The 20,025-nt window shown below is 46.9% G+C and carries 15 protein-coding genes; 1 reads left to right on the top strand and 14 read right to left on the bottom strand.

What is annotated here, in order from left to right:
* Positions 1–24: 24 nt before the first annotated feature.
* From ACYVD3_RS16185 to ACYVD3_RS16200, 4 genes are all read right to left on the bottom strand, one after another.
* Entirely contained in the window at positions 25–3,000 is a 2,976-nt protein-coding gene (locus ACYVD3_RS16185; RefSeq protein WP_460643513.1) for an EAL domain-containing protein, read from the bottom strand.
* A gap of 111 nt (positions 3,001–3,111) precedes the next feature.
* Positions 3,112–4,557: an extracellular solute-binding protein gene (locus ACYVD3_RS16190; RefSeq protein ID WP_460643514.1), complete on the bottom strand. Its 1,446-nt coding sequence runs from the start codon at positions 4,555–4,557 to the stop codon at positions 3,112–3,114.
* Between the two features lie 16 nt (positions 4,558–4,573).
* Positions 4,574–5,134, bottom strand: coding sequence for a DJ-1 family glyoxalase III (locus ACYVD3_RS16195; RefSeq protein ID WP_460643515.1), 561 nt, complete (start codon positions 5,132–5,134; stop codon positions 4,574–4,576).
* A gap of 1 nt (position 5,135) precedes the next feature.
* Complete coding sequence (locus tag ACYVD3_RS16200) at positions 5,136–6,200, bottom strand: galactose ABC transporter substrate-binding protein (RefSeq protein ID WP_460643516.1); 1,065 nt, start codon at positions 6,198–6,200, stop codon at positions 5,136–5,138.
* 247 nt (positions 6,201–6,447) lie between these two features.
* Between ACYVD3_RS16200 and ACYVD3_RS16205 the strand changes: the two genes are divergently transcribed.
* Positions 6,448–6,900 carry a CYTH domain-containing protein gene (locus ACYVD3_RS16205; RefSeq protein ID WP_460643517.1) on the top strand — a complete coding sequence of 151 codons (453 nt, stop codon included), beginning with the start codon at positions 6,448–6,450 and terminating at the stop codon, positions 6,898–6,900.
* 104 nt (positions 6,901–7,004) lie between these two features.
* Here the strand turns inward: ACYVD3_RS16205 and ACYVD3_RS16210 are convergent, their stop codons facing one another.
* The 10 genes from ACYVD3_RS16210 to ACYVD3_RS16255 form a co-directional block, all read right to left on the bottom strand.
* Positions 7,005–8,003 carry a galactose/methyl galactoside ABC transporter permease MglC gene (locus ACYVD3_RS16210; protein ID WP_460643550.1) on the bottom strand — a complete coding sequence of 333 codons (999 nt, stop codon included), beginning with the start codon at positions 8,001–8,003 and terminating at the stop codon, positions 7,005–7,007.
* Between the two features lie 32 nt (positions 8,004–8,035).
* Positions 8,036–9,592: a sugar ABC transporter ATP-binding protein gene (locus ACYVD3_RS16215; protein WP_460643518.1), complete on the bottom strand. Its 1,557-nt coding sequence runs from the start codon at positions 9,590–9,592 to the stop codon at positions 8,036–8,038.
* Between the two features lie 251 nt (positions 9,593–9,843).
* On the bottom strand, positions 9,844–10,968 hold the full coding sequence (locus tag ACYVD3_RS16220; RefSeq protein ID WP_460643519.1) for a galactose ABC transporter substrate-binding protein: 1,125 nt from the start codon (positions 10,966–10,968) through the stop codon (positions 9,844–9,846).
* A 286-nt stretch (positions 10,969–11,254) separates the two neighbouring features.
* Complete coding sequence (locus ACYVD3_RS16225) at positions 11,255–12,277, bottom strand: galactose ABC transporter substrate-binding protein (RefSeq protein ID WP_460643520.1); 1,023 nt, start codon at positions 12,275–12,277, stop codon at positions 11,255–11,257.
* Positions 12,278–12,292: 15 nt separating this feature from the next.
* Positions 12,293–13,264, bottom strand: coding sequence for a sugar ABC transporter substrate-binding protein (locus ACYVD3_RS16230; RefSeq protein ID WP_460643521.1), 972 nt, complete (start codon positions 13,262–13,264; stop codon positions 12,293–12,295).
* 3 nt (positions 13,265–13,267) lie between these two features.
* Entirely contained in the window at positions 13,268–15,034 is a 1,767-nt protein-coding gene (locus tag ACYVD3_RS16235) for a sensor histidine kinase (RefSeq protein ID WP_460643522.1), read from the bottom strand.
* Complete coding sequence (locus ACYVD3_RS16240) at positions 15,034–16,650, bottom strand: response regulator transcription factor (RefSeq protein ID WP_460643523.1); 1,617 nt, start codon at positions 16,648–16,650, stop codon at positions 15,034–15,036. The genes ACYVD3_RS16235 and ACYVD3_RS16240 overlap by 1 nt, the downstream gene beginning before the upstream one ends.
* A 70-nt stretch (positions 16,651–16,720) precedes the next feature.
* On the bottom strand, positions 16,721–17,362 hold the full coding sequence (locus ACYVD3_RS16245) for a precorrin-8X methylmutase (RefSeq protein WP_460643551.1): 642 nt from the start codon (positions 17,360–17,362) through the stop codon (positions 16,721–16,723).
* A 21-nt stretch (positions 17,363–17,383) separates the two neighbouring features.
* Positions 17,384–18,931 (bottom strand): cobyric acid synthase, encoded by a 1,548-nt coding sequence (locus ACYVD3_RS16250; RefSeq protein ID WP_460643524.1) that lies wholly within the window; start codon positions 18,929–18,931, stop codon positions 17,384–17,386.
* Positions 18,932–18,935: 4 nt separating this feature from the next.
* Positions 18,936–20,024 (bottom strand): pyridoxal phosphate-dependent aminotransferase, encoded by a 1,089-nt coding sequence (locus tag ACYVD3_RS16255; protein ID WP_460643525.1) that lies wholly within the window; start codon positions 20,022–20,024, stop codon positions 18,936–18,938.
* Between the last annotated feature and the right edge of the window lies 1 nt (position 20,025).

Raw genomic sequence — 20,025 nt, forward strand, 5'->3', positions numbered from 1 at the left:
ATTCCAGTACTATTTACGATTAAATCAGGTTTTTCCTGAAAACTCCTGCATTCGATTTACGATGTAGGGATCAAGGGGCCTGATCTCCATCTGAGGTCTGGCAATGTAGTATCCCTGGAACAGGAAAACCCCGCAATTCATGAGAAATTCCAGTTCTTCCGGAGTTTCTACTCCCTCTGCCAGAACAATGATGCTGTTCTTTTCTGCGAAATTCAAAATGCTCCTTAAAATGATCTGGCGGTTAGGGTCTTCGTGGACCCGTTTTACCAGATTGATATCCACCTTAATGATATCCGGCCTCATGCGAAAGAGAATGGCTTCGCTGTTATATCCTGCCCCAAAATCATCGATGGCCACCTGCCCCTTCCACTGTCTGGCCATATCGATCTTCCGCTCCATGAAATCATGGTTTGCCGGTTCTCCTTCTGTCATTTCAATGACGATCCGGTGAAGCAGCTCTCCATAGGTTTCTTCAAGCTCCGCCTGCTCCACTTCCGTTAAACAGACACTGGCAATGGAATTGATGAACAGCTTTACATCCGGTCCCAATTGCCCGGCCTGGATTTCCTCCATCACAGCTTTAAGACCTGCAAACCAGGTGAGAGTCTCCATCTGGGGAAGCTTTGCCTGAGCCCTTGCCAGATTAAGAACCTCACTGATTCCTTTTAAATTTGCAAATTCCGGACGCATCAGCAGCTCATAGCCGTAGAGGGTTCCTTCCCTTGTTGCAATTGGCTGAAATGCAAAACGAACCTCCTTTTTCTCCAGCATCCGGTTAAGCTCTTCACTGCCGGCGAGCATATAGGAATTATGGGTATATTCGTTAAAATCAAACTCCTTTACGATCCCTTTTACACTGTGCTTCACCATATACATGGCAAAATCCGCATAATTAAACAGGGTTTCAAAGTCCCGGGCATCGTCCGGATACCAGGAAAGCCCTCCTGATACCCGGACGGGAAACTGGTATCCTCCTTCCATGTTCAAAGCGAACTTTTGAATGTGTCTCATGAATTCACGGACCTTTTTTCTGATCTCTTCCTTATCATCTGCTTCCAGAAAGGTGACAAATTCATCTCCCGAATATCTGGCTATGATTCCTCCCTTTTCTGAAAATATTTTTAAGCAGTTGGCAAACAGAACAATATACCTGTCTCCTTCGTCATGCCCGTATGTGTCGTTAATATATTTTAAATTATCCAGATCCCACATGACAAGGGCAGAGAACTTCTTTTTCTGCTTTTTCACAGCAGCCTCCACCTGTTCCCGAAATGCCCTCCGGTTGTAAATCTCTGTCAGCAGGTCATAATTCCGCTCCCTCTCCAGTTTTTCCTTCTCCTCCACATCCGCAGTCACATCCGAACACACCCCGAGAATTGTCCCTTTTTTTGATCCGTCCAGGATAAATTCTACCCACCGGGTTCCTTCCGGACCTTCCAGACACTGCAGAATACGGTCCCCTTTCATTTTGATTCCGGTAAAGGTCTTTTCCATGTACTTCTTAAACTTTTCTGTTTTTATATAACAGTATGGTTCTTCCATGCAGCCCCATCCCAGCATCTCAAACAACGACCGGCTGCAGAATACACGGTCAGCCTCCTCCTCGAATTCAAATACACCGATGAGAACATTGGCATGTTCCAGGATGCTGGAAATCTTTGATGAGGCCCTTTCCACATCCCAGTTTAACTGTTCAATGGTTTCCGACAGCTCATCAATTTCTCTTATGTGTACCCGCTTAAGGGAAAGCCCCCGGGTCCCTGACTTCCCTCTTAATTCCATGACCAGTCTGCGGATGGGTTCGGTCATGATCTTTCCTATGACAAAAGCTCCTAACAGGCTGAATACAAGAGGCACCACCATAGAGCTGAAAAGCATGCGCCGGATGGCATTATAAAAAGAAAGCAGATCATTCTGGCGTGCAATGCCGGCCAGTACCCACTCTTCCCTTTCAAAGGGGCTGTTGTTTCCGTAGACATCAAGGCTTCTTATGCTGGCGTACCACTTGGTGCCTTCCGAGGACTTCAGTTCGCTGATGCTTTCTTCCTCGTTATTCTCATAATTGATCCTTGGACTTTCATTAAAATACTGGTTATACAGATACCCTGAATATGCTACCGGTACAATGGTTTTTGTCTCCTTATTCCGGATGCCCAAAAGCCAGCACTCTTCAAAGCTGCCGTTTGACTGGTCCTCTCCCAGGATCTGTTCCAGTTGGTTTAGGGTCATTTCCAGTCCGTATGTTCCCACAATGGTCCCATCCTGGAGAATAATGGGGATGGAATAGGTTATAACCGGCATATCCCTGGGGCTTAAACGGAAAGGGGGGCTTAAATAGGCAAATTTCATGGAATCATCCGGTGCCGCCTGATTCTGGACTGCCATAAGATAAGGATTTTTATAAAAAGAGGAGGATTTGCCATCCTCACTTTCCTGAAAGCCAAGCTCCCAGAAGGAATCCAGAGGAATGTCGTATTTTTCTGCTATGGATGGCAGACCTCTTTCCATCAGAAGAGAGGAATTATCCTTTAAATATCCCCCTGAATTGGAATTCCTCACGTAAAAGCCCGCCTTCATTTCAGCCGGACTGTTCTTGGCCGCAGGGCCGTTTAAAACCATAAAAACTCCCGTAGCATGGCTTAAATGGAGCATTTCTATGGACTTTTCCATGATCTTATCAACGATTTTCCTATTCAGCGCATAATCCGTAAAAATATCTTTTGACCGGCGCCCTTCTCCCTCCAGCACCTGCTGAATCCCGTCAGTTATAAAATAGGAATTATTAAACATGATGACCCAATGGTGAAAGGTCTCCTTTTCCAGCCCCAGCTTTGTATTTTCCGTATTTTCGCTTAAAATATGAATTTCATTATTTTTTAATTTGATAGAAACTCCGCCAAACAACACCAACCCTGCTATGACCGCCGCCTGCAGGACCAGTAGGATGAGCAATGGTCCCAGCAGTTGGGTGCGAATGGATTCACTTCTTTTGTTCTTCATAAATTGCACCCTAACGAACCAAGCGGATATGCCTGCATATCCAGTTGATACCCCATGAAGCGGGGCACGCTGTTCACAAGCTCAAGATCAAAAGATGTTTTTCTTTTAACCTTACTCTCCGACAATCGCCTCCAACTGCCCCAATGTATCCCTGTACCAGTTATCAAAATTCTCCTCTGTCACAAAATTTGCAACCGCATTTTCTCTTTTTACTCCCTGATCCATGAGAGTGCGTATCTGGTTATAATCTTCCTTTGCCTTTAAAGCCATGGAAGAATTCAGCACGCCTCTGGCACGGTCGCCTCCTTTAAAAGGTTTTGAGGTGTAAAGCCTGTACTGATTGGCCGTATCAAGGCCGATGAGAAGATTCTGTGATACCGTGCTGTTCTCACCTGCTTCCGCCAGAAAGGGCTTTAGCATCTCCTGGTTCCCGGCCGCCTTTTTCACAGGAAGATAACCGGAACCAATGGCAAATTCCATATTTTGTTCCAGGGCAGTAAACCATTTTAAGAAAAGCGTTGCCGCATATTCCCGCTTTTCTTCGGATTTAAACACCATCATACCGGCCCCCTGCTGAACCGCACAGGGTATGGCTCCCTGAAAATTGGGAAGAGGATAAAGCTTGCTTTCTATGACGTAGTTGGTCCCATCCTCCAGAGTCACTGAGGTGGGAAAATAGGCAATCCCGCTGGTGGCCCCCACAAATGCCGCCAACTGGCCTGTTTTCACATCATCGCTTCGGAATTTCCCATAAGAGCCAAAATATCCGTTCACATAAGGGATATAATAGTGATCCCACAGTTTTCGCACAGTGGGCTTATTAAAATCCAGTACTGTTTTCCCATCCTTTACCTTAAAAATTTCATGACCCAGTTGGAAGCTGCCGATGATCATATAATTGGCAAAAGCATCTCTTCCAAAAAAGGCCTTACCGTCATCAGCCGTCTCCGTTAAACTGTCCGTCCATTTATAATAGGATTCCGCCACACGGGTGATCCCTTCCCAGGTGGAAAGAGCCTCCTCCGTCGCTCCTGTTGCCTGTGCAAACTTATCCCAGTCCGTCTTGTTCACCGTAAGGATCTCGGTGGATTTTGCAATAGGAAATACCTTGATGGCCCCGGTACTGTCAAACCTGCCTTCTTCTATGTAAGCATCCACATATTCCGTTAATTCCTCTGAGGTCAGATAATTGCTTAAATCCGCTGCCAAACCCATCTGATCCACTTCGTAGACCTTATCCACATAGGCGGAAAATACGTCTGGCAGGGGTTCTGATCCAATCTTCTTTTCAATGCTTTCATTGACCAGAGAGCTTAATTCGTCAATGCTTCCCTTGTTAAATGCCTTAACAATGATCCCTTTTTCTCTTCCTTCATTTTCATTGAACTGCTGCACCAGGCGGTCAAACTCTTCTTTCTGGACGCCATTGTAATAATGCCAGATGGTGATGGTGACCGGATCCTTTTCTGACAATCCATATGGATTCTTCTTTTCACATCCGGTAAGCAGACTGAGGAAAACAGCCGCCAATACCGGCAATACCCATTTCCTTTTCATACGTTCACCTGCCCCATTACACGGAAATATGGTCGTACTGGATTGCCTCCTTTACCTGGCGGGCATGGTCTCCATCCGTCAGAAGGCCAAGAAGTTCGATTCCCATATCCAGCGCATAGCCCAGTCCCCTGGCAGTGGTTATGTTTCCATGGGTAACAACCCCCTGTTTTGTATACACGGCTCCCTTTAGCTCCGGCTCAAAGCCCGGAAAGCAGGTGGCTTTTTTCCCTTCCAGGATGCCAAGCTTTCCCAAAATGCTTGGGGCCGCACAGATAGCCCCTATTCTCCTGTTTTCCTTATGGGCCTGTCTTAAGGAATTCAACAGCCCCTCATGAGCCCCTAAATTCCTGGTCCCCGGCATTCCGCCGGGAAGAAACAGCAGATCAGCATCCTTACAGTCTACCTCTGAAAATTCAAAATCCGCCTGGATCTTTATCTGGTGGGCGCTTATCACATCCCTTTTCCCTGTAACGGAAACTAATGTTACCTCCTGGCCGCCCCTTTTTAAAATATCCACAACTGCCAATAACTCCACCTCTTCTGATCCGTCAGCTAAAAACGCGTATACTTTCCCCATCTTAATCCTCTCCTTTTAACGTATGAAAGGTACTGATTGCAGTGACCTTGATATAATCCACCTGATACCTTGTGTCCACGTCTTCCCCGTCAATCATTTTCACCAAAGTATCGGCGGCCGTCTGGGATTGTCCCTCATGATCGTTTAAAACAGTGCCGGTTATTTTACCCTCTTTAATATATTTTACCGTATCCTGAAGGGCGTCCACCCCAACCAGGTAAACATCCTTTCCAGGCACACGGCCTGCCTCTTCCGCGGCTTCCAATGCGCCGTTTGCCATGGAATCATTGTTGCAGAAGATCACTTCTATCCTGCTTCCCCAGGAATCCAGCGCCTCTTTGGCAAGCCTTTTCCCTTCATCCTTGTTCCAGTTTCCATTTCCGGAAAACAGTTCTTCCGTCTTCATTCCCCCTTCTTCCAGGGCTTTAATGGAGTATTCCGTCCGGTACCGGCTGTCCTCATTGCCTTCCTCTCCCATGAGCATGACATAAGACACCACTCCATCGCCGTTTAAATCTCCTTTATCCGGCGTTTCCAGGATGATTTCTCCCTGATAGGTGCCTGCCTGCCTGGAATCTGTTCCAATGCAGGACACTGCTATGTGTTTTTCCTGCCACCGCTTCTGCTCTTCCTCTTTCGGCTCCCGGTTAATAAAAACCAAAGGGATCCCTGCCTTGCCGCAGGCATCTGCAAACTCTCCCGCTGCCAGAATCTCTACAGGATTTACAATGATCCCGTCACAGCCGTCTGAGATAAACTGGTCCACCTGCCGGTCCTGCTCTTTCTGATCCCCTCCGGCATTGCGCATGATCACTTCTGCATGATAGGTTTCTTCCAGATATTGCTTTAGCTCCAAACGATACAGCTTCATGAACGTATCGTCATAACGGTATATGCTCACTCCGATCTTAGGGCCTGTCTCCTTAGGGACCCCTTCTGTTCCCGCTTCTGATGCCGAACTTTCCCCGGCATCTTTTTTCTGCTCCATGGGAGCGCATCCATAAAGCTGGAATGCAGTCAAGATTGTCAGTAAAAACAAAAAGATCCCTTTTCTTAACCGTTTCATATCTTTAATCTCCTGAATTTCACTGTTTTCCCCATATTACCACGTTTTTCCTTTTTTGTATACTAATGAATCAAAGGGTTATGCCCCCATATCCGGCTGATACCCGGTGAAGCAGGGCGCACTGTTCCCCAATTTAAGTCTGAAAGATGTTTTTCTTTCAATTTTGCCGCCACCTTCTACTTTTTGTTTCCATGTGGTATACTGACAGCATATGAAAATGAAAACATTGAAGCAGGAGGACTTTCCCATGGAAATAGAACGCAAATATCTCATATCCCAGCCGCTGGCCGGTTACACCGGCTATCCCCATCACTTCATCGAGCAGGGGTATCTCTCAACAGAGCCTGTTGTCCGCGTCCGCAGGGAGGATGATAACTTTTATCTTACCTACAAGTCAAAGGGCCTTTTAGAGCGGGAGGAATACAATCTTCCTTTGACCCGGGAATCCTATGAGCACCTGATCAAAAAAGCGGACGGCCACATCCTTACGAAAAAACGGTATCTGATCCCCCTGGAAGGCTCCCACCATCTGACCATAGAGCTGGATGTGTTTGAAGGGCGTTTTAAAGGGCTTATATTGGCCGAAGTGGAATTTCCCGAAAGAGAGGAAGCCGAAAACTTTATCCCGCCCTCCTGGTTCGGAAAAGACGTCACGTTTTCAGGAGAATATCAAAACAGCAGGCTGAGCAGGCTGCCATAGTTCTACGAAAAAGGCGAGCCCCAGGAGTCCAAAAGGATATTTTTGTTCCCGGACTCTTACGGCTCGCTTTTTCACTTTTTCACTTTTTAAGAAATAGATAGAAACTACTTCTTTGCAATATACTTTCTGATATCCAAAGCAATCGCAACTACGATAACGATTCCCTGTGCAATGTACTGGTAGTTGGTGTCAACGCCCAGATACTGGAGACAGGTCTTTAAGATCTCAAATACCAGCACGCCGATCAGAACGCCGGATACCTTACCAATACCTCCGTTTACGGACACGCCTCCGATGGTACATGCTGCAATGGCCTCCAGCTCCCAGCCCATTCCCATGTTAACAGAGGAACCGCCGGACTTTGCGCCTACAAGGAAGCCGCCTAATGCGTAAAGGGCTGCTGCTGTTACATAAATGATGATTTTCGTTTTCTTTGTATTAACACCGGAAACTTCTGCTGCCTGCTCGTTTCCGCCGATGGCATACATATATTTGCCGTGAGGCGTCTTATTATAAATGAACCAGATCACAAGCCCAATTGCAAGGGCGATTAAGAATAGGTAAGGAATCACACCTAAAAGCCTGCCTTTTGCCACTTCCGTATAAGCCGCACGGTAGCCGCCGATTGGAGTTGCGTTGGTATAAACAAGACAAACACCGTAAATGATCAACTGCATGCCCAGGGTTCCGATAAAGGCCGGAACCTGAAGGAAGGAAACCACCATACCATTGATCAGGCCGAAAATCGCGCAGACAGCGATGCAGATTAACAGCACTACTAATACCCACCAAATTCCAAAGTCAGGAAGATTGGGGAAGAATTTTCCGCTGTACCCTGGTTTCTGAAGCAAGGTACCTGCAAGACAGGCGGAAAGTCCTACCATACGTCCGGCAGAAAGGTCCGTACCTCTTGTAATCAGACAGCCGGATACGCCGCAGGCAATGATGAAACGGGGTGCCACGTTTAAGGCAATGTTTTTTAAGTTATCAGGGGAACCAAAGGTAGGCTGCTTAATTGCGGTAAAAATCGCCAGCATGATGAGAACAACGATGATTCCGTTATTAATAAGGAAATCTTTTATATTAACCTTTTTTGTTTGCATAGGTAAATCTTTTGCATTAACTTTCTTTGCTGTCATGATTTAACCTCCTGTGTGAAATTTGCTGCTGCTTTATCGTCTAAATCAAATTTAGTGGCAAATGCCATAATTTTTTCCTGAGTTGCCTCTTCATCTTCCAGCTCTCCGGTGATACGGCCATTGCACATAACGATAATCCGGTTTGACATGCCGATCAGCTCCGGCATTTCGGAAGAAATCATGATAATCGATTTTCCCTGCTTTACAAGTTCAATCATGATCTGGTAAATCTCATATTTTGCACCCACGTCAATCCCCCTGGTAGGTTCATCCATGATCAGGATATCCGGGTTATTGGCCAGCCATCTGGCGATGATCACCTTTTGCTGGTTTCCCCCTGACAGGGATTGTATCAGTGTCCTGTCATTGGGCGTCTTAATGCTCAGTTTTGCAATGCTGTCCTTTACTACCTGCCCCACCTTTTTGCTGTTGATGGTTCCGGCCTTTGTGTAATTCCGGTAAGAGGCGATGGCCGTGTTATCGGCAATGCTCAGACAGCCGATAATACCGGTCCCCCGTCTGTCCTCTGTGATCATTCCCACGGAATCGGCAATGGCATCCTGAGGACGCCTGATGGTCACCTTTTTGCCCAGGATCTCAATCTCCCCGCTTGCAATGTGACGCATTCCAAAGATGGCTTCCATCAGCTCTGTTCTCTGGGCGCCTACCAGGCCCCCGAATCCCAGAATCTCTCCCCTCTTTAATTCAAAGGAGCAATCCTGGAAGGAACGCCGGTGGATGCTGCTTAAGTGATTTATTTTTAAAACTGTTTCCTCTTTCCGGTAATCTTCCTTGGGCGGATAGACGTTGCTTAGTTCCCGGCCCACCATCTGCTTTACGATTTCGTCATCAGAAATGTCTTTTACTTCCCAGGAGCCTACGTAGGTTCCGTCACGCATAATTGTGATGTCATCGGCAATCTGCCGGATCTCTGCCATCTTATGGCTGATATATATCATGGAAACGCCCCGGGCTTTTAAATCCCTGATAATGCGAAACAGCGCCTCCACTTCATTATCAGTCAGCGATGAGGTCGGTTCATCCAAAATCACCAGCTTTGCATTCTGGCTCACTGCCTTTGCAATTTCCACTGACTGCATTTGTCCGATTGATAGTGTCCCAAGCTTTGCTCTGGGATTAAAACTCATTTTTACATCTTTTAACCACTTTTCTGCTTCCTGGTTCATGGTCTTATGATCGACCATTTTTAAAGGGCCTATTTTTATTATGGGATATCTTCCCAGGTACATATTTTCCGCAATGGAACGCGCCGGAACCGGCTGCAGCTCCTGATGCACCATGGCAAGCCCCTTGTGAAGGGCATCATCAGGATTTGCGATGCTCACATCTTTTCCGTCAATAAGAACCTTTCCTTCATCCATTTTATAAATGCCGAAAAGGCATTTCATAAGGGTCGATTTACCTGCTCCGTTTTCACCCATCAGGGCGTGAACGGTACCGGGACGTACTTTTAAGTTGATTCTATCCAGCGCTTTAACGCCAGGGAAGGATTTGCTGACCCCTATCATTTCCAGTCTGTACTCCTCTGCCATCCCGTTTCTCCTTTCCAATTTATTGCCCATGTTTTCTGGGCATAAAGGTATACCTGCAAGGTGTTTCCGATTTATTGCCCATGTTTTCTGGGCATAAAGGTATACCTGCAAGGTGTTTCCGATTTATTGCCCATGCTTTTTGGGCATAAAGGTATACCTGTAAGGTGTTTCAATTGCGGTTTCCTTGGGATACTTTTAAAAATCGGGTGTGCCTTACCGACACACCCGTTTCTTTTACCGGCTGCTGGAAATTATTTTAACTTATCAAGAATTTCCTGAGCATTATCTTTGGTAACTTTGATATAGTCTACCATATTTACATTATCAACCGCTTCACCCTTTATAAACTTAGCAGCCATATCGCCTGCTGCATGAGCCTGTGAGAAGTGATCGTTAAATACAGTACCTGTCTGCTTGCCTTCGATAACATTCTGAACAGCCTCTGTCAGAGCATCAACACCTACTAAATAGATGTCTTTGTCTACTGTACGTCCTGCTGCTTCGATTGCCTGAAGAGCACCCAGTGCCATAGCATCGTTGTTGCAGAAGATTACTTCGATCTGATCACCAAACTGTGTTAAAGCGTCCTGAGCGATCTGCTGAGCTTTTGCCTGATCCCAGTCACCACGCTGCTTTAACAGTTCTTTTACCTGTGCTCCTGAATCAGTAAGAGCCTTAACAGAGAATTCTGTTCTGTACTGAGCATCTACGTTCTCCGGGTCACCCTGGATCATGATATAGGAAACAACGCCGTCACCGTTAATATCGCCCTTGTTGGGGGTTTCCAGAATTTCCTCTCCCTGATAGGTACCGGACTGTCTTGCATCACAGCCTACATAAGTAGCGTTGATCTTGTCGTCTTTCCATCTCTGCTCTTCCTGAGTATCTGGTTCACGGTTAATGTAAACAACCGGAATTCCGGCAGCCTTACACATATCTGTGATTTCCGGAGCAGAAGAAGCCTGCACAAGGTTTAAAATCAATACATCGTATTTCTGAGTGATGAAGTTCTGGATCTGGTTGGTCTGTTCTGCCTGATCACCCTTACCATCCTGGATAACAACATTTTCTTTCTTAAAGCCTACGTCTTCTGTCAGATAGCGCTGAAGTTCTGTACGGTAAAGTGTCATAAAGTTATCATCAAATTTGTAAATTGAGATACCGATCTTCTTATCCGCCACATCTCCGCCGACAGCATCCTTTACTGCCTCTGCGGTGGTTTCTGCCGCGCTTGTATCCTCCTTCTTAGTCTCTGCTGCCGTGGTTGCCTCTGTTGGTGCAGCCGTTGTTCCCTTGGAACCGGCTCCACAGCCTGCCATGGAAAATACCATTGCTGACGCAAGACCTACTGCTAATGCTTTTTTGAATAATCTCATGATAAATCCTCCCTTATCATTATATTGTTATCGATTGGTGTTTTTACCTTACCGACATGCACATTATAGCTTTCTTTTGTGCAGTTTTCCATATAAAATTATTGGGATATGTATCGATTTTTTTAGATTTCTCCTGTTTTCATCAAAGAATTTCGATATTTTTACTCACAGTGCACAACCATCGGCCATTATTCATGTGAAAGCAACAATCCAGGGGAATATACTGCATATTCATTTGGTGACTGCCCACAGCCCATTAAAAACTTTGCTGCCTGCCGCGAAGTTCTTACTGGGCTGTCAGTGCCTTCTGGCTGCACTCATAATACTTGTCCCGGTCCAGATTTACAATTTCCTGTACATTTTGCCCAAGAGACTCCCCAGCGGCAATCTTAAAAATCACATTGGCATACTCCTGGCTGTCGCACTGGACCGTCCCAAACAGCTTTCCCGTACGAAGCCCTTCAAGACCCTGAGGCGTGCCGTCAATCCCTACAATCTTAACCGGCCTCATGTCTCTTTTCCGGTCCAGGGCATCTGCAGCTCCCAAAGCCATATCATCATTATTGCAGATCACTACTTCCACCTCATCCGGATACTCCAAAAGCCACTGCTCCATCCAGGCCGATGCCTGGCTTCTGTCCCAATTGGCAATCCCTCCGGTGATCTTTTCCAAAGGTACCCCGCCATCCTTTAAGGTCTGAATGGACCATTCCGTGCGGATCAGGGAATCCTGGTGGCTGTTTTCTCCCTCCAGAAGGACATAGCTGACCTTTCCGTCCCCATTTAAGTCAAGAGCGGCGGGATCTTTTTTATAAGCATCCACCAGAATGTTACCCTGAAGAACTGCGGACTCTTTCGCATTTTCCCCTACATAGTAAAGCTTTTCCCATCGCCGCATATCCTCTTCTACCGGTTCCCGGTTAAAGAACACCACCGGCAGGCTTGCGTCCATGGCTTTGCCGATGATATTGGAGGCCACGGAACGATCCACAATATTCACACAGATGGCATCATAGCCCAGGGATATGAAGCGGTCTACCTGGCTGTTCTGGGTATTCTGATTCCCCTTGGCATCCACGATTTCCATGACCACCTTAATTCCTGTTTCCTTCTCATATTCCTTGGCCTGCTCCTCAAGATTTCCCCTGAGGGTATTGATAAAGGAGTCATCCCCGCGGTATAAGGTCACTCCAATTCGTATTGATTTTTTTTCTTCCCTTCCCTCCTCCTTCCGGCTCTGATAAAACACTCCCCATAGAGCCAGCAGCAGGATAACTGCCACTGCCAGAATACCATATCGTTTCTTCATATTCCAACCCCCATCTCAATCAATTGGATACAAAATCCTTTCAAATTTGCTTTCCCGCAAATCCGGTTTGCGGATATAGTAAGAATCCAATACAATCTGCGTTCTTTGAAGCCCCCCATGAACCGCCTCCACAGCCTTTTCGATGCTCATATAGCCTGCATCAAACTGGTCGCTTGCAATCAGTCCCTTAATAATTCCATTGTCCAGCTCCTTTAAAAGCTTGGTTGTACTGCCGATCCCGTAAAGCTCCTCAATGAAATTGCCGTATACCGGACTTCCGGAAATGATATCCGCGGCCTCATCAAGGCTTCTGGCATCAATAGCTGCAATAACCGCTTTTCCGCCTCCGGGATAAACCATGCCCTCAATGGCCTCCCGGAAGGTCCCCTCTGCCTTTTTCTCGTAAAGCTTCATGGAAAATCCGGATTTTGACAGAGCAGATACCAGCCCGTCATAGGCTTCCCTGTTATACCCGTAGTCAAGCCCTTCCGTGAATATCCACACAGGAATATCCGGAGAATTCTCTGCCGCTATGGCCTGTCCAAGCAGGCTCCCCTCCTCCTCAAAATCCGGGGATATGCCGCTTTTAACCTGTTCATTGGGAGGTAAGCTTCCCATTATGACGGCAGGACTGTTTAAAACTATATCATCCATCTTTTTTATACATTCCACCGGCTTTACGGGAATCAGGACTATGGCCGATGCCCCGTCATTGATCTCCCTTTGAACCAGTTCTATCTGCTGGTCGGCATCCCCCTTCTCATAGAGCGTAATAAAGCTGACATCCACGTTATACTCCTCTGCCGCCTTATCCACACCCTTTCTGAAATTTACGTAATAATCATCGGAAGTATCTCCGATGATGACGGAAACCGGATATATTTCTGTTTTCTTCTCCTTGATGATCAAATCTGTGGAGGATAAAAGAAACAGGATCACAAGCACTCCCGCCAGCAGAGTCCACAATAATTTTTCCTGTTTTGTCATGATCTATTTTCCCTTTTCTATCATAGAACCATAGGGAGCCGCCGGAAGGTGGATGAGGATCACCGTCCCTTCATCAGGCTCCGATTCAATCGCCAGGCCGTACTTTTCCCCAAAATACAGCTTAATCCTCTCGTTGACATTTTTAACGCCGATTCCAGAACCTTTCTTTGAAGTGACCTGGACCTGGTCGGAAAATAAGCCTGCCACCTGATCTGGCCTCATTCCAAGGCCATTGTCCTTTACCATAAAGTATAGGTCATCTCCTGCTTTCCAGACCTTTACAATGATTTCTCCATCCCCGTCCATAAACTCCATTCCATGATAGATGGCATTTTCCACAAGGGGCTGCAAAACCAGCTTTAAGCTTGCCAGTTCCACACATTCCTCCGATGCATCGATCTCATAGGTGAATTTATTTTTAAAACGCATCTGCTGGATCATTAAATAATTCCTGACGTGCTCTAACTCATCCCTGACCGTGATAATGCTCTTCCCCTTGCTTAAGCTGATCCGGAAGAACCGGGCCAGGGCAGTGACCGCTTTGACCGCCTCCGCTTTTTGTTCATTTTCAATCATCCACACAATGATGTCAAGGGTATTATAAAGGAAATGGGGATTGATCTGGGACTGCAAGGTGTCAAATTCCTGTTTTCGCTTTGCCTCATGCTCCGCCACGATGTCATCCATAAGAACCCTGATCTGCTTTGCCATATTTTTAATGGAGTTCCCCAAATGCTGGATTTCATAGGAGCCTCCAATGAAAACAGGGGTTTCCAGATTTCCCTCCTCCAGAACTCCCACGGATTTTTCCAGCTCCTTGATGGGATTGGTAATGCGGGAGGAGATATAGGAATTGATCAGGGCCAGTATAAACAGGATCAGGGTGATAAGAAACACGATAAAAAGTCTGGTCTTAATGGAATTTAAGGAAACCACATTTTTAGGCGTTACCCCGATGATCTTCCAACCTGTATAACCGATGGATTTTACTGTGATGATCTGGGTCTCTCCCTGGAATTCCTCCCTGTGGTTTCCATCCTTATAACCGGCTGCCACCAGATTGTTTTCCTCCATCCGGCCGGAATCAATGAGCTGGATCTTTGGATGATACAGGATCTGGCCGTCATTGCTGATCAGATACACATAACCGCCCTTTCCGGTGGTCACCCCGTCAAAAAGATGTTCCAGGCTGGAATAACTTAAATCCACCAGAAGCACACCCTGGGTGGTAGAGGTGCCCTCTGTCAGCTCCACGGCCCTTGATAAGGATATGACCCAACGGTACTGGTTTTCGTTGTTGTCAAAAACATACTGGACATGAGGGTAGGAAAAATGCTGGTTTTCCGTTTTTTCCAAAGCATTTAAAAACCAGTTCTCCTGGGTCACATCAAGGCCGCTTTTCAGCCTTGCGGCAGGAACCGATTCCACCATGGTGCCTGACTGGGAAAAAAGAGCGATGTTGTCCACATTGTCCCTGTTGTTGTCATACAGGAGCGTGATCTCATTATTAATGGAGTCCGAGGAAAGATCGGCATTTTTCACGGCTCCGTAATACAGGGAATCTGACAGCTTCATGACCGTAAGCAAATAGGACTCCACAGACCTGGCTACCTGGTTGATGAGGCTCTGGTTTTCCTCCTGCACCATTTCTCCCACCTGGGTAGAAAGGCGCTGGTACAAGGAAAAGGTGATCAAAAGACTGGCTGCCAGAGCAGTCACGGTAAAATATACAAATATAGTATAACGAATGCTGATATTCTTTCTTTCCATTACCTGGCTCCGCGGAATTTAGTCGGTGATACTCCAAATTTCTTCTTAAATACATAGCTGAAATAATTCTGCTCCTGATATCCTACCTTCGCTGCCACCACATAAGTCTTATCATCGGTTTTGTTAAGCAGTTCCACTGCCTTGTTCAACCGGACATCCGTCAGGTATGCGATGTATGCCTGTCCTGTTTCCTTTTTGAACATAGTAGAAAAATATGCCGGGCTCATGTGAAGGTGGCGGCATATCATTTCCACAGACAGATCCGGATTCTGGTAGTGGTCCATGATGTACTGCTTTGCTTCCTGGATCACCTGGCGGGTGGTGATATCACGCTCCTGGTTGATGGACTGGTTCATCTTCCCTGCAATTTTAAAAAGCCACTGGCCGAATTCTTCTTTTTTCTTAAGCTTGTTAAAGATTTCCATGTCCTTAAGCTCCCCGCCCATAATATCCTCAAGGGCCAGGTCATACTGCTGCATCATCTGGAGGACGCTGTTTAGAACGCCAAACATATAAACCTGCTGCTGGCGGTAATGTACTTTTGCTGATTCCATCTTTTCAATGATCCTGGTGACTGCTGCTTCGATCTTTTCGTCAGGACCGAACTTTATAGCTGAGATGAGATCCGCCTCTGTTATACTGTCAAATTCCAGCTTTCCCACTCCTACCGGCTCCATATCATTGATGTAAATGGTGGTCCCCTTTCCGGCTATAGCCTTATAGCCCAGGGCATCAATGGAGGACTGGTAGGCTTCCCGGAAACCGGACAGCTCACGGAAGCTTTTGCCGATTCCCATGGTGACAAGAACCTCCAGAATCCGTTTTGTTTCCTTACAGATGTCTCCCAGGACATCGATCAGTCCTGTGGTGGAATTGTCATCATCAAGGGCCACGATCACCACCATCTCCGCCTCTGAAACAGACTGGAAAAGGGCAAACCGGCAATAGCCCTCCAGCTTTTCCCTTACGATCTGCATAACAGAAATGGGGATCAGTTCCTCCTCATTGTGAAGGGAAAGGGTTTCCCTTACATCTCCTTTTTCCACATCAATGGCAACAATGATCCATTTTCTGGCTCCCATAACAGGCACGCCATATTCCTTAAGCTTTTGTTCCACCAGCTCTTCCGGAAGATTTTTGTGCATCAGGTCATTGAAAAACTGCTCTCTGATGATTGGAAGGCTTTTCCGGTAATTTTCCCGAAGGCGGCTTAAATTCCTTTTTTCTTCTATCTCCTGATCCAGGTTCCCCTTGATCCTTTTTAATATGGAGGTCAGCTCTTCCACGTTGACCGGTTTTAAAATATACTCCGTCACATTCAGTTTGATCGCCCTTTGGGCATATTCAAAATCATCGTAACCGGAAAAGATCACCACCTTCATGGAAGGATACCGCTGCCGTACCTTTTCCGCAAGGACCAGACCATCCATGTAAGGCATCCGGATATCCGTTAAAACCACATCCGGTTCCAAAACCTCAATCTTTTCCATGGCATCTTCCCCGTTTTCCGCATCTCCCACCACCCGGAACCCGGCTGCCTGCCATTCAATCTTCTTTATTATGCTTTTACGCACTTCCTCTTCGTCATCCACTAAAATTATGCTGTATAAATCCATGCTGTTCTTCCCCTCTTAAAAATCTCTTTGGGTATGCCTTTACGCCCAAAAACCTTGGCAAGAAACCAAATTACTGCTGCTGTATCTGATAAAGCAGCGCATTTACAATTGCCGCGGCCACATTGCTTCCGCCTTTTCTTCCCCTTGCCACAATGAAAGGGATATGGGGAAGGGACATAATCATTTCTTTGGACTGTACCACATTGACAAATCCCACAGGAACGCCGATGATCAGCCTGGGGCGTATTTTTCCCTCATTTATTAATTCATAAAGGCGCACCAGGGCAGTGGGGGCGTTTCCCACTGCAAAAATACAGTCCTCCGAAAGCTCTGCCGCCTTGTCCATGCTGGCACAGGCCCGGGTGGTATGGTGGAGCTTTGCATATTCCGCCACATCCTCATCAGCCATAAAGCAATTGACGCTGCAGTTGTTTCCCTTCAGAGCCTTTTTATTAATTCCGGCCATTCCCATGTTGGTATCCGTAATGATCCGGACGCCTTCCTTTAATGCCCGGATCCCTTCCCCTACGGCATGAGGGGAAAACACCAGATTATCCGCATAGTCAAAATCAGCGGTGGTGTGAATTACCCGCTTGATCACCGGTTCACACTCCGGATCAAGGACCTTTTCCCCCAGCTCCATGGTTATCAGTTCAAAACTTCTCTTTTCTATTTCCTCGGGCAGCACCCGCTCCAGCTCCTTACACTCCATCTGTTCCTCCACGTTGTTTTCTCATGATCTGCCGGAAATTTCAGGGCTGGTTTCTAATCCCATTATCCCATAGATCTGTTCCATGTCAAGGCTGTCCCTTAACAGGGCTGCCAGCCGGTCATATTGTTCTTCCTTATATTCCTGATAGTTAAAGCCGTCATCCACCTCCATGGAAATCCCCTTCTTTTTTGCAAGAGCCTTTACCATGGCCATTGCGATCCCTTCTTTATCAAAGAAGCCGTGGATATAGGTGCCATATACATTCCCCCTCTGGCATCCGTCCATTTTTGCCAAATGAGAGCCTGACTGGCTTTCCATGACATAAGCCAAAGGCGGAAGGGATCTGGTGGTTTCTCCCATGTGGATTTCATAGCCTTCCACCTCCATGCCCGACAGTTCCTCAAATATCCCTCCCACACCGGTGCAGGAGCCTGCCACTCTTGTCCTGGTCTTTTCCTTTCCAAAAACAGTGCGGATGGGCAGAAGGCCCATGCCCCTTACGGCCAGGACAGCCGATTCTGATTCTACATGGAAGGGATCGGATATGGTCTCCCCAAGCATCTGAAAACCGCCGCAGATGCCAAATATGGGAATCTCCCTGGCATTAAGCTTAAGGATCGCCGCCTCCAGGCCGCTTTCCCGCATCCAGAGTAAGTCTTCCACAGTGTTTTTGCTGCCTGGCAAAATGACCATGTCCGGATTTCCCAGATGGGAAACACGGTCCACATAGCGCAGACACACCCAGGGGATGGTAGAAAAAACCTGGAAATCCGTGAAATTGGAGATTCTCGGCATCCGGATGACGGCGATCTCCACTGTGGTCCGGTCTGTTCTGGCCGTTCCCGCCAAATGGTTTCCTAAGCTGTCCTCCTCTTCCAGATCCACATCCATATAAGGAACCACACCGGCCACCGGGATGGACAGCCGCGTTTCGATCATGTCCAGCCCTGGCTCCAGAATGGTTTTATCTCCCCGGAATTTATTGACGATCAAGCCTTTTATCAAGGCTTTCTCATCTGGTTCCAAAAGCATCACAGTTCCGTAAAGCTGTGCAAACACGCCTCCCCGGTCAATATCCCCCACCAGAAGAACCGGAGCCTCCGCCATTTTTGCCATTCCCATATTTACGATGTCATCCTGTTTTAAATTGATCTCCGCCGGACTTCCGGCTCCTTCTATGACGATGATATCGTATTCCTTTGAAAGCTTGCCAAATGCCCGTTGAATCTCCGGTACCAGGGTTTTCTTGTATGCAAAATACTCCCTGGCAGGCATATTTCCAATGGATATGCCGTTTACAATTACCTGGGATCCAATGTCATTGGTGGGCTTTAGCAGGATGGGGTTCATGGCCGCCTCCGGCTTTACTCCTGCCGCTTCCGCCTGGACCGCCTGGGCCCTCCCCATTTCCAGCCCCTCTTCCGTAATATAGGAATTTAAGGCCATGTTCTGGGATTTAAAAGGAGCCACCCGGTATCCATCCTGCTTGAAGATCCGGCATAAGCCGGCTGCAATCAGGCTTTTTCCTGCGTTGGACATGGTCCCCTGTATCATGATCGTCTTTGCCATTGGTTTATTTCCCTTCTGTCACTATGGATTTCAATATGGAAAGAAACTCTTCATTTTCCTTCCGCTGCTTTACGCAGATTCGGTAATAGGTATGATCAAGCCCTCTGTAATTGGAACAGGAGCGTATCAGGACTTTCCGGTCCAAAAGCTGCCTGTAAAGAAGCTTTTCCTGGGTAAAAGCCTTTGGCCTTAAATCCCGGAAAAAAATATAATTGGCCATGGAGTCAAAAACCTGAAAGCCAAGGACTGAAAGGGCTGATTTTAAATACTCCCGTTCACAGGTGATCACCTGTCTCGTTTTCTCCACATATGATTTTTCCTTAAGAGCTGCCTCTCCTGCCGCCTGGGCAAGGCTTGAAACGCTCCAGGGCTGGCGTATGAGATTCATTCGGTCCAGGACCTCTTTTCCTGTACAGATCCCATAGCCCAGGCGCAGCCCTGCCATGGCATACAGCTTTGTAAAGGCTTTTAAAAGGAATACGTTCTCATAACCGCCGCTTTGTACAAGTTCCAAAACCGAATACTGCTCCGGTTCCTGCAAAAATTCATTAAAACATTCGTCCACCACACAAAAGATTCCCCGGTCCCTGCAAGCATCCAGAATCTCTGTTATGGCTTCCTTGCCTGATGCAAGGCCGGTGGGATTGTTGGGATTGCATAAAAACAGCATCTGAAAATCCATCCCGCTTTTTTCCAGCCAGTCTTTCACCTTCTTTTCCCCCAACCGAAACCCTTCTTCCTCCTTTAAGCTAAAATGCACGATGTTGCAGGAGGAGGCTTTAAGAGCCTGTTCGTATTCCAGAAAAGAGGGGTCGATCAGAAGGGCATTTTTCGGTTTTAATGCCTGTACGATCTGAAAGATTAAGTCCGCAGCCCCGTTTCCGCAGATAATGTGATCCGGAGAAACGCCGTGAAACTCTGAAAGCAGGTTACGGAGTTTCATGGATTGGCTGTCAGGGTAACAGGAGCAGTTGTCTGCAGCCTTATGAACAGCATCTTTTACTCCCTGGGGAAGCCCAAGGGGATTGATGTTGGCTGAATAGTCTATTGTTACGTTGTTGGTATAAATATCTCCGCCATGCTGGTATTCCATA

The sequence above is a fragment of the Lacrimispora brassicae genome, from assembly GCF_054772055.1.